Source organism: Bradyrhizobium sp. CCGB20 (assembly GCF_024199855.1).
Taxonomy (GTDB): domain Bacteria; phylum Pseudomonadota; class Alphaproteobacteria; order Rhizobiales; family Xanthobacteraceae; genus Bradyrhizobium.
Genome location: NZ_JANADN010000001.1, coordinates 1,776,044 through 1,787,649 on the forward strand (window position 1 = coordinate 1,776,044; position 11,606 = coordinate 1,787,649).

Annotated in this window: 5 protein-coding genes and 3 pseudogenes; 2 read left to right on the plus strand and 6 right to left on the minus strand. The window is 59.2% G+C overall.

Translation table 11 applies throughout. From position 1 onward, the window contains the following. Positions 1–827: 827 nt before the first annotated feature. Positions 828–1,779 (plus strand): annotated as a pseudogene (locus NLM15_RS08155) (peptidase S10); the annotation flags it as partial. A 581-nt stretch (positions 1,780–2,360) separates the two neighbouring features. Here NLM15_RS08155 and NLM15_RS43965 read toward each other — a convergent pair. Next, the gene (locus tag NLM15_RS43965; protein ID WP_375166826.1) at positions 2,361–2,576 is read right to left on the minus strand and encodes a cold-shock protein; all 216 of its coding nucleotides are present in this window, start codon (positions 2,574–2,576) and stop codon (positions 2,361–2,363) included. A 1,182-nt stretch (positions 2,577–3,758) separates the two neighbouring features. Between NLM15_RS43965 and rpoN the strand changes: the two genes are divergently transcribed. After that, positions 3,759–5,354, plus strand: a complete 1,596-nt coding sequence (gene rpoN, locus NLM15_RS08160; protein ID WP_254116450.1) for an RNA polymerase factor sigma-54 — start codon at positions 3,759–3,761, stop codon at positions 5,352–5,354. A 758-nt stretch (positions 5,355–6,112) separates the two neighbouring features. Here rpoN and groL read toward each other — a convergent pair. The 5 genes and pseudogenes from groL to hemN all read right to left on the minus strand — a co-directional run bounded on the left by groL (position 6,113) and on the right by hemN (position 10,960). After that, on the minus strand, positions 6,113–7,753 hold the full coding sequence (groL, locus tag NLM15_RS08165) for a chaperonin GroEL (protein ID WP_254116451.1): 1,641 nt from the start codon (positions 7,751–7,753) through the stop codon (positions 6,113–6,115). A gap of 90 nt (positions 7,754–7,843) precedes the next feature. Next, positions 7,844–8,158, minus strand: coding sequence for a co-chaperone GroES (groES, locus tag NLM15_RS08170; protein WP_254116452.1), 315 nt, complete (start codon positions 8,156–8,158; stop codon positions 7,844–7,846). Positions 8,159–8,486: 328 nt separating this feature from the next. Beyond that, positions 8,487–8,609: pseudogene (locus NLM15_RS43970) on the minus strand (hypothetical protein); the annotation flags it as partial. A 52-nt stretch (positions 8,610–8,661) separates the two neighbouring features. Next, on the minus strand, positions 8,662–9,135 hold the full coding sequence (locus NLM15_RS08175; protein ID WP_254116453.1) for a hypothetical protein: 474 nt from the start codon (positions 9,133–9,135) through the stop codon (positions 8,662–8,664). Between the two features lie 494 nt (positions 9,136–9,629). Then, a pseudogene (gene hemN / locus NLM15_RS08180) lies at positions 9,630–10,960 on the minus strand (oxygen-independent coproporphyrinogen III oxidase). Between the last annotated feature and the right edge of the window lie 646 nt (positions 10,961–11,606).

The following is an 11,606-nucleotide window of genomic DNA, read 5'->3' on the forward strand; positions in this document are numbered from 1 at the left end:
GCGTAAGCGGGCAGTTGAGCGAACGGAGCGATCAATGTGCGTCATGGTTGCAACCCACGATCCCCCACAGCCTGGACGTAACTACTCAGCGGCTCACAAGTGTTTGCCGACGTTCCCACGCTGCAAGCAGAGGGAGTTTTGTCTGGTTGCTCCTAACGAAGTCAGCACGGGAACAATACGCGGGGGAGCTCGCGCCAGAGCCGACTCAACGACGTTGTTCTTGTCACCCAACGACGCCGAACTGGTCACCGTGGAACTATGGTTGTGCCGATTAGCTCAACAATCCGAACAGTCACTGGAAACCTGACGCAAGCAGTAGCCACCGTGATCTGCTAATCGCGGCATTTAGAGGCGTGCACCTGATCATCGTCATCTGATCGATGTCGTCATGTTGCGCGTTCCCGCCCGGCTTCAATCCGCGGGGCGGTGCCCGCGATCATCAAGCGCCAGGAAGACGAGTGATGGCACCGACCGCCGAGGAACGCGACAATCGCCTCGGCGAGCTCGCCTTTTTCTTGCCGACCCTTGCCCGCCCTCCAGCTTTTCACGTGGCAAGGGCGCCGCGTCCGCGGACAAACCTGCGTCATGCGCGCCGGGGTTGCCGTTGTCGATGGTTAGCCCAGACGCAAAATGGAAGACCCGGTATTTGTCACGGACGACCGCAGCCCCACCTTTCACATAGAGCAGCACGTTATCCAGGCATATCCGCTTGGATGCTACGCCTTCTTCAAGCCTTCGCTGTGCCGCTCGCGCCTCATCCTTCTCTTGGCGTAGCGCGGTAACATTCCTCTCCGTTTCAGCGAATCGATTGAGGGCGCGTCGATCTCGTCCAACCTGAGGGCGCCGGCGCTGAGCGTCTTTATAGCCGTTTTTTGGCGACGGGCGAGGGTGTGCGCAAGCGGTTCTATTCGGTCGATGGCGACGCCGGTTCGATCGCGCTCGTGATCCGCCACTGGCTCGAGAAACACGAGCGGCTCTCCTCGCCGAAATATGTCGCGGGGGAAAGCTAAGGCGGCATTCGCGGACCGAAAGTCTTGCGCACTCTGCAGATGGAGCAGGGCGTAGGCGTGAAAGGTCTGATCATGGTCTCGCCGCTGTTCGTCTACCGCGAGTCCAAAGGCACGAGCCTTCTGCAGCATGTCGCGAGGCTGCCAACCTATGTCGCGGTGGCGCGCGACGCCAAAGCCGACGGCAGGCGAGCGGTCAAACGTGCCGATCTCGCCGATGTCGAAGCTTACGCGCGTGGCGAATTCCTGGCCGACCTTGTCAACGGCGCAACGAATTTCGCCGCGAGTTCGGTCGCAGGAGCGGCAAGGTGACCGCCGGTCATTACGCCTCGGTGCGCGGCCTCGATCCCTATCCGGACTCCGATCGCCACCACTTCGGCGATCCCTCGGGCGATCCGCTGGCTACGCCCATGGCGAGTGCCGCAGTCGATGTCCTTACGCGCAAGCTAAACTGGCGGCCGGACGGTTCCTATGAACTGCTCAACGGCGCGGTCGCGCAGGCTGGCAATTCGGCAACTGCGGCTCCCCGGAATCACTGTCGGCGCAGCGCCAGATCCTTGCGACGGACGCGAAGATGAACGTGCTGGTCGGGCTCGGCCTGTTCGATATTGTCACGCCCTATTTCGGCTCCAGATTGGCGCTCGATCGGCTGCCGCCTTTTGCGTCGGCGCGGCGGCTCAAACTCGTGGTCTATCCAGGCGACCACATGTTCTATTCACGCGACACCTCGCGTCACGCCTTTCGCGCAGAGGTCGAAGTAAAGATGAAGTAGGGCGGGTGTTCATCAAGTCGGCGGCGAACTAAGTCACAAGTCCGTCCTACCTATTGTAGTAGCTCGGCTCTTCTTAATTCGAGAAGCGCGGGGCATGGAAGTGGCCGACGCGCTGGTCGAGCAAATCCATCCGCCGCTCGCATGAAAGAGCCACACAACCAGTGCGCGTTGAGGCATTCGGCCCGGAAGCCGGGAGGCAGCAGAACGTTGACATTTCAGGTAGTTGAAATGGACCCGCGGAGCTTGATTGCCTGAATCGGTTTGTTGGACACTGACCGCTCATTACTATCATTCTGACAGAGCCTCTGTCTGCTCGCCATTGCTGTGAGCATGAGGCATGGATCTGGTTTGGTTGAACCGCGTAGCACTGGGCCAGATCGGCCATCGTCGCCTTCTCCCGTACCGCTTCCGGCGCATTCTTTGCCTTCAGTGCCGCGTCGACCTTGTGTCTCGTCTTCGCCGTCGTCATGCGCTCCGTCAAGCAACGGAGCAGCCCTTTCCAACGAAGCACGTGGTTCCAAAATGGGGGTCTGTCCTTTCACTGTGAGAGCGATCTTGGATGCTTTAGGATACGTGGCGCTTCAATCGACTAGCCTGACCTCGGCGGCTCTGTACTTTAAGCGCCGTTTGTTGAAGCGAAGATCGAAAGCCACGCGCCTGCCCGGCACCAGATCAGTCCCTGAGCAGTTGCGTAGTTCGGACATATGCACGAACAAATCCTTGCTGTTGCAACCATCAGACCTTACGAAGCCCCAGCCTTTTTCGACGCTGTACGACACTACCGTTCCAGTCTGCATCCTTGCTTTAGCTTATCGAAATTGGAGGATTATGCATTGACGTTTAGGCGACGACATCGAGTCCTGAGGCAGGCCTGCGCGGCTGCTTCGGAGCTGCGGGTACACTTAGCCAGGGCAAAGATCTCGTGGACATGCGGCCTCGTCGCTCGCGGCTTAGGGAGACATTGATTCCATAGTCCTTCTGTTCGTGCCGCGTAGTATATGGCGGCGGCGAGCGTGAGCGAATCTGGTCGCCGGTCGAAGATCCTGTTTCATGTCGCCTCACAGCACTACGGGGCGGACCCGACGCTAGCGGCGACGCGCGCCGAGCCCGCCCCTAACATTATCGCATCTGAAAAATAGGCGAGGCTGCCTCGAGCAGAGCAAGGGCCGTGCCGAATCGAGTATCGCAGGTTCTGCAGGCGCTTTGTAGTGGGCTATATCGCCAAGTTGGCGAACATTGGTCTGAAAGCCGACAATCGACGCCAACACTGTCCGACGTCTAGCTTTGGCTGACTTCGGACCAATGGCGGGATCACCGTCGCCTCGCGCTTTGGACATGTCCAAAAGCCCTGGAGGTACGCTGGCCGATTCTACAGCCGGCCTGGGTATCTGACACTTGGCATGAACACCACGCTCACCAACATGTACGCGACTCCATACGGCTACGTCGTGATCGATAGCCAACATCCGACCAATTGCATCGACGATGCGATCGCAAGCACCACCGACCGGTGTCTTTGCAGCGCCCCGTTGCGAGCAATACTTCACCCATCGCAGATTGAATAAGCGTATAGCTCAAAGTTCGTCGCGCTTCTCCGGAATCGCCCTAGACGTTCCGTGCTAAAGTCGTCAATCTCAGACTCGAAAACGCCAGCTGCCGATTGGTCCTGAACGAATGACAGCGACTAGCCCCTGTTTGCCTGAACCCACCGGGATCAAAGTCCGGATGCGCACAGCGTTGCGCCGCCGCTTGCGACTGCGAGTCCTTCCTCACGATTGTCGGTGGGCCCGGTTGATGTCTCCGCACGGCACGCCCCCCCGCTGCAGCAAGGACGCCGCGAGCGAGCCAGGCTGTCCGGAGATTGATGACGGTTATTTGAGGGCCATGCCTCCGTACCGAAGTTGTTCTCCCATTCGTGAAGTCATGCATGCCTGTTCTATGGTAGGCAAGAATTGGACCGGTTTAGAAAGGATTGCGTTATGAATCTGACGCAGAAATTTGAGTTTCGGCAGTCGCTGGTGATAACGCCGCAGTTGATGCAGGCGATCAAGCTGCTGCAATTGTCCAATCTCGATGTCGCGACGTTCGTGGAGGAGGAACTCGAGCGCAATCCGTTACTCGAACCTGCTGGCCATAATGAGCTCTCAACTAGTGATGTTTCGGACGAGACCAGCCTGTTCAGCGACCGTGGAGAACGCGCAAGCCAAGACCATGACTCCTTAGGCGGGGCCGTCGAAGCGTTTGAGCTCGGCCTAGAGGCATGGCCGAATCCCGATCTCGGCAGCCGTGCTGAGATCGCACACAACGTCTTCTCCGAGGAGCCGGCCGAGGCGGCCGCGCGCAACGCCCAGGATGCGACGCCGACCACCTATACCGAATGGGGCGGCGGCGCCTCCTCCGACGAGGACTACAATCTCGAGGCCTTCGTCGCCGCGGAGACCACGCTGTCCGACCATCTCGCCGAACAGCTGTCGGTCGCCTTCACTTCGCCTGCGCAGCGGATGATCGGCCAGTACCTGATCGATCTCGTCGACGAGGCCGGCTATCTGCCGCCGGATCTCGGTCAGGCCGCCGAGCGCCTCGGCGCCTCGGCGGGGGATGTCGAGAACGTCCTTGCCGTGCTGCAAAAATTCGATCCGCCCGGCGTCTGCGCGCGCAATTTGAGCGAATGCCTGGCAATCCAGCTCCGCGAGCTCGACCGTTACGACCCCGCGATGCAGGCCCTCGTCGAGCATCTCGATCTGCTTGCCAAGCGCGACATCGCGTCCTTGCGCAAGCTCTGCGGCGTCGACGACGAGGACATCGCCGACATGATCGGCGAGATCCGCCGGCTCAATCCCAAGCCCGGCATGAAGTTCGGCTCGGCGCGGCTCCAGACCATGGTGCCGGATGTCTATGTCCGCCCGGGTCCCGATGGCGGCTGGCATGTCGAGCTCAACAGCGACACCTTGCCGCGCGTGCTGGTCAACCAGACCTATTACTCCGAGCTGTCGAAGAAGATCGGCAAGGACGGCGACAAGTCCTATTTCACCGACGCACTCCAGAACGCGACCTGGCTGGTGCGCGCGCTCGACCAGCGCGCCCGCACCATCCTGAAAGTTGCAACCGAAATCGTGCGCCAGCAGAACGGCTTCTTCACCCACGGCGTGGCGCATCTGCGGCCGCTGAATCTGAAGGCCGTCGCCGACGCGATCCAGATGCATGAATCCACGGTGTCGCGCGTCACCGCCAACAAGTACATGGCGACAAATCGCGGCACATTCGAATTGAAATATTTCTTCACCGCCTCGATCGCCTCGGCCGACGGCGGCGAGGCGCATTCCGCCGAAGCCGTCCGTCACCACATCAAGCAGCTGATCGATTCGGAAGCACCGTCCGCGATCCTGTCGGACGACACCATCGTGGAGCGCTTACGCGCTTCGGGCATTGATATTGCCCGCCGCACGGTCGCGAAGTACCGCGAAGCCATGCGCATTCCCTCCTCGGTACAACGCCGCCGCGACAAGCAGAGCGCTCTTGGTAACGTCCTCTCTACCGCAATGTCCGATCGCTCCCGCAACATCGAGCCGGCGTAATTGCGCTGGCTCAAAGCTAGGCATCAACAGGCGAGCCGCCTGAGCTCACCGGATTTGCATCGGCGAAGCCTGCCAGGCCGCGCTGGCGAAGTGCTAATAGCATAACATCAACGCTAGGATTGGTATCTCGTAAAGAGTCTCCGACAGCGAGCTCGGCAAGCACAAGAGTTCACCGCGATCGATCGTTCGTCGCACAGACTTCGAGGCTCGACGTAAATTCCGCAAACATCTTGCGTTGGCGCTCGATCGACTTTTGGCGAAGGCGACAACGACGTCCGGCGCCAGCATCGGAATGGGCGAGCTCGTCATCAACGACGGCCCGGCGGGCGCGAGCGGTTGAAGGATTTCCCTCAGCGCCTGGGGCCTCGATCCCGACGCAAGAGCCGAACGGCGTCAGTTGTGGAACCTATAGCTGTATCGACGCTATTATGAGAACACGCTCGTCTTTACCGTGCCTGCCGGCGAGGCCCTTGCCCGGAGAGAAAACGGAAACGACTCGCCGGACAGTCGGACATTGGCGTGATATATTAACCGGCGACGATTCGCGTGATCATCGACCGCATCAGGCGCATCTCCTGGTCAACGACCCAAGACGGCGACCCGCGCATGGAACGATTTGCGGAAGTTGAGATGAGGGATTTCTCAAAACTGTCATTTCAGAATCGCGTTTCGCGCGCCCCGGAAACGAGCGGAAAAGCGAGCTGAAAGCAAAAAACCCGGCATCGCTGCCGGGTTCGTAGTCGTTGGAGCAAGTGGACTTAGAAATCCATGCCGCCCATGCCGCCGCCCGGGGGCATCGCCGGACCGGCGCCGCCCTTCTTGGGCAGCTCGGCGACCATGGCCTCGGTGGTGATCAAAAGCGCCGCCACGGAGGAGGCATTCTGGATTGCGGCGCGTACGACCTTAGTCGGGTCGATGATGCCCTTTGTGACGAGGTTGCCGTAGTCGCCCGTCTGGGAATCGAAGCCGTAGGCGTACTGATCCTTCTCGAGGATCTTGCCGACGATCACAGAACCGTCTTCACCGGCGTTGATCGCGATCTGGCGAGCGGGCCAGGACAGCGCCTTGCGCACGATCTCGACGCCGGTCTTCTGGTCGTCGTTCTTGGTGCGAAGGTTCTTGAGCTGCTCGGAGGCACGGAGTAGGGCTACGCCGCCGCCCGGGAGGATGCCTTCTTCGACCGCCGCGCGGGTCGCATGCATCGCGTCATCAACGCGATCCTTGCGCTCCTTCACCTCGACTTCGGTCGCGCCGCCGACGCGGATCACCGCGACGCCGCCCGCGAGCTTGGCAAGACGCTCCTGGAGCTTCTCACGGTCGTAGTCCGAGGTGGTCTCCTCGATCTGCGCCTTGATCTGGGCCACGCGGGCCTCGATGTCGGCCTTCTTGCCGGCGCCGTTGACGATCGTGGTGTTCTCCTTGTCGATCATCACCTTCTTGGCGCGACCGAGCATGTTGAGGGTCACGTTCTCTAGCTTGATGCCGAGATCTTCCGAGATCGCCTGGCCGCCGGTCAGGGTCGCGATGTCCTGCAGCATGGCCTTGCGGCGATCGCCGAAGCCCGGAGCCTTGACCGCCGCAACCTTCAGGCCGCCGCGCAGACGGTTCACGACCAGGGTTGCGAGGGCTTCGCCTTCGACGTCCTCGGCGACGATGATCAGCGGCTTGCCGGTCTGCACCACGGCCTCGAGCAGCGGCAGCAGCTCGTTCAGCGAGGAGAGCTTCTTCTCGTTGATGAGGATGTAGGCATCGTCCATCTCAACGCGCATCTTGTCGGCGTTGGTGACGAAGTAGGGCGAGATGTAGCCCCGGTCGAACTGCATGCCCTCGACGACGTCGAGTTCGGTCTCGAGCGACTTGGCTTCCTCGACGGTGATGACACCCTCATTGCCGACCTTCTTCATGGCGTCGGAGAGGAACTTGCCGATCTCGGCGTCGCCATTGGCCGAGATGGTGCCGACCTGGGCGATCTCCTCGTTCGAGGTGACCTTCTTGGAGTTCTTCTGGAGGTCCGCAACAACGGCCTCGACCGCGAGGTCGATACCGCGCTTGAGGTCCATCGGGTTCATGCCAGCGGCCACCGCCTTTACGCCTTCACGGACGATTGCAGCCGCTAGCACGGTCGCGGTGGTGGTGCCATCGCCGGCCGCGTCAGCGGACTTGGAGGCGACTTCGCGCACCATCTGCGCGCCCATGTTCTCGAACTTGTCGTCGAGCTCGATCTCCTTGGCAACAGTGACGCCGTCCTTGGTGATGCGAGGCGCGCCGAACGACTTGTCGAGCACGACGTTACGGCCCTTCGGGCCGAGCGTGACGTTCACGGCATTGGCGAGAATGTCGACCCCGCGCAGCATGCGGTCGCGGGCGTCAACGCCGAATTTCACTTCTTTGGCTGACATATTTAGTCCCCTGAGTTGTCTTGGTCTCATCTCACTCTTGGCGAGCCGCCCGGCAGGCGCTCCTCAAGGTGAGCGGTACGAGCGATTGGATTAAGCGGCCTTCTTCTTGGCCGACAGGTCGGTGAGAACACCCATGATGTCGCTTTCCTTCATGATTAACAGCTCTTGGCCGTCGATCTTGACCTCGGTGCCCGACCACTTGCCGAACAGCACGCGATCACCGACCTGAACATCAATGGGGATCAGCTTGCCGCTCTCGTCGCGGCCACCGGGGCCAACGGCGACGACTTCGCCCTGGGAGGGCTTTTCCTTGGCAGTGTCGGGAATGATGATGCCGCCAGCGGTCTTCTCTTCTGCCTCAATGCGCTTGACCACGACGCGGTCGTGAAGCGGACGAAATTGCATACGGTACTCCTTGCATTTGCACGATGGGAAATCAACGTTGTTAGCAGTCGATGCCTGCGAGTCTTAGTGCAGGCGCTGCTGAAATAAGACAGCTTCTTAGGGGAGCAAGGGCCTTTCAGCAAAAAATCAGCATTCAGACTAGTCGGCAACACAGATGCTGCAATCATTCTCAAGTGGAGCGAATGCTCTTGAGAGAGACTTACCCGTCAACTACGAGAACTTTTCCGCGAAATTGATGACCGAGTTGATAGCACTATTGGGCGTCCTTATTCTAGCTCCGATGGCAGCGCTTGGGTACCATTTGAATGAGGGCAGGTCTGATCCGCTCTTAGTCGATGGCTTTGATGAGATCGTGATCCAGTCCTTCGCAATCGATCGCCAAGAAGTCGATCTTGTCGGCATAAGGGATCAACAACTCGTTGATGCCGACAGTGTTCACCTCGATACGGTCTGTATACTTCCTAAGCCGTCGAAGTCGCCGAAATTTTCAATATGTGCTTCATTCACTGAGGAGGCTCATGGGCATTTCCGATGAAGAGCGTGGCAAACGCCTGCGGAGCGGGCAAGACAACAGACGGTTCTCTGGGGCGCGCCGTTCGGATCAGCGTCGCCAATTCAGGATTGGGTTCAACCAGAACACCTAGCGCGCCTCTTTGGTACATAAGATATATACTCGAGCTAGAGACGGGGTGATTGGCGCCGATCTCGACGTAGAAAGCACTATCCCGAGATTTTTGGCTCTTGAAGAGCCTCGCAGACAAAATTCCTTCCAGAATGATGTCTTGTCCGGCTTGTGCATAGCTGGCCGGAGCAAAGTGCTTGATGCGAGAATGCGGAAGATCGAGCCTATCGATCTCCTGGACTCCTGGGACGGCCGCTACCACCGGCTTGCAGGCGGCGCCTCTTTGCTTCATCCCAGCAATCGGCGTGCCAGGCCTAAGTATGGTTTCGCTTGCTTGGAAAAGTGAAGCACGCATGCACGGCAGATGCCCGCGCAATGAGCCGCGACGGTTTGTCGAGTTCGTAACATTGGCGTCATCAACCGAGCATGCATAGTAAGCCAAGACGGGAGCATCATGCTTGCCTCTCCGACCAGCTCGGGGTGATAAATCTCGAATATCGATGATGCGGGTAAATATCCGCCTAACCCAAGCGACTGCCGGATAGCGTCGGCGCAACACGTGTCCCATTATGGCTGATAGCCGGCCCGCGGGTCAAAGAGAGACTCTGAGCGATGCGCATCCGCCCGAGAATTCGGCTTCGAAGCGCGTTCATATCCGTTCGGCGTAGGTCACAGAGTCGCGGCTTTAGCAGTCCGGGATCCTCCTTGTAGTTCACCGCCAGGTAAACTTGCGGTAGGGCTCGCGTTTGCCGATGCGCAATCAATGCCTTGTCCCGTCGAATGGTCACGTCGCTGCACGCCAGGCCGCGTACGGCTTTGCGCTCGCTATGCTCCGCTCGCTAGGATGTGCTAACAGAGTGAGCGGTACGGATAAGCGTCGAATGCGGCGGCGACAGCCCGAATCAAAAGGCGGTGCTCCTGCCTCACGCGGATAAATCCATTTTCGATGTCCACAATCCCACCTTCGGCGAGCCTCGCCAAGCGTTCAGCTGAACTAAGAAAAGGAATCGGATCAAATCCGTGCACGGCATAGATGGCCGGCACGTCGGCCTCCAGATCGCACATCAGCCGCTCGATGATTGCTCCTCGGACGCGATCTTTGTGGGTGAGACGGCAGCCCTTTGATGTCGCCAGTAGACCCTCTCTGATGTGCCGGCTGTAGGAACCGGTTGCAACTTCGTTTTGGACGTAACCCTCGCCAAGACGACCAATGGCCGAAGGTCCGAAGCCGATCAGGTTCTACAGGTGTCTGCCGAGTACCCCAAAGAATTGCGCCGCAGGCGACCGGCTTTCTGCTCCAGAGCGAGCTCGTCTTCAGGCAAGGCAAAATGGTCAAGTCCGATTGGGCCGTAGCCGGCGGCGACCAGGGTATCGGCTACCGCGGCTGCCTGTTCGGCGCGGGCACCGCTATCTGGCAGCGCCGTCTCGTTGATGAGGAGCTGATTCTTCCTAAATGACGGAATGTGCGCATAGCTGAAAACCGCGAGCCGGTCGGGGCACATGCCTACCGCGATTGCTGCGGTCCGTACGCATGACTGCACTGTCTGCCTTGGAAGATTGTAGATGAGATCGAAGTTGATGCGGCATATTCCATGTTGGCGCAGATTTTCAACGGCCGTAGCCGTTTGCGCCGGGTTCTGGACCCGGTTTATCTTTTTGAACGATGGGATCGAAGCTCTGCACGCCGAGGCTCGCGCGGTTCACACCGGCCGCCCCGAAAACCTCGGCCATCTCGACCGTAAACGTGCGCGGGTCGATCTCGATGGCGAAGCTAGCCGATTTCCTGAATGCGAAGCGCAACCGCAAGAGTTTCATCAAGTCCAAAAACTCCATGGCCTGATGAGGGTCGGCGATCCGCCGCCAAAATGTATGTCGCTCACTGGCAACCCTTGCGGCACTTGCTCTGCGACCAAACGGATCTCCTCGCGCAGCACCGCCAAATAGTTGAGGATCGGCGCATCCCGCTGAGTCATCGTCGTCGGAAAACCACAATACCAACAAATCGATCGGCAGAACGGAACGTGGATATAGACCGAGACTGGCTCGTCGGCCGGCATTCTCTTCAGCCATTGCTCACAAGCTTCGGGACCGACCGCGGCGGAGAACTGGGGTACAGTTGGATAGATGGTGTACCAAGGCAGGCGGGCATCGAAATACTTGTTCAAGATTGACGTCTGCAACGGTGACTATCCCCTGCTTTATATCAGCATCGCCCTGCTCTCGATCGACGGAGTATAACCCGATATGGACTTACCGGCTCTTCCATCCGATCGCGCGACGTAGAGAATTTCATCCGGGTGCTTGAGAGAGGCTCTCTGCTCGTTGTCCTGGCGGTAAGCGTGGGCGCCTTACGCCGCTATCGTAAACTACCATTGAACATAATGATCGATCCTCAGGGCTGGGTCTTGAGGCTATTGCCAATGGGCAGCAGCCGGATTCGCTTCGAGCCACCAATCTGATTGCGCGGAAGCGAATTTACATGCGCTGAAAGATGTGTGTGATAGTACCAGTGTTCGGAGTCTCATTAGACCAGGTTCCGGTAAAGTCGGCGCCTCTAGGACCGCCGAGATCGCGCGGCACCGTAGTGATCGCGTTAGCGTGCTCGCCAAATATTGGGTAGAGAAGCGCGAGCGTGAGCAGCGTGACCGCGGATAATCGTGACATCTTCTTTGTCCTATTGATGCGACATTCAAGAAATTGGCAACAACCATGCCATGCAGCCGGATTGTGAAGGGGTGCGTTTGGAGCAGGTATCGTGTGCGCAGCTCAACGGTGCCTCGTCGGAAGTCCGACAATCGAGCGAACCAACTGAGGCGCATGTTAGAC

Bases quoted from the DNA above. Each gene is read 5' to 3' on its own strand.
- groES (WP_254116452.1), bottom strand. From the start codon at position 8,158: ATGCAATTTCGTCCGCTTCACGACCGCGTCGTGGTCAAGCGCATTGAG.
- groL (WP_254116451.1), bottom strand. From the start codon at position 7,753: ATGTCAGCCAAAGAAGTGAAATTCGGCGTTGACGCCCGCGACCGCATG.
- rpoN (WP_254116450.1), top strand. From the start codon at position 3,759: ATGAATCTGACGCAGAAATTTGAGTTTCGGCAGTCGCTGGTGATAACG.
- NLM15_RS08175 (WP_254116453.1), bottom strand. From the start codon at position 9,135: ATGCGTGCTTCACTTTTCCAAGCAAGCGAAACCATACTTAGGCCTGGC.
- NLM15_RS43965 (WP_375166826.1), bottom strand. From the start codon at position 2,576: ATGCAGACTGGAACGGTAGTGTCGTACAGCGTCGAAAAAGGCTGGGGC.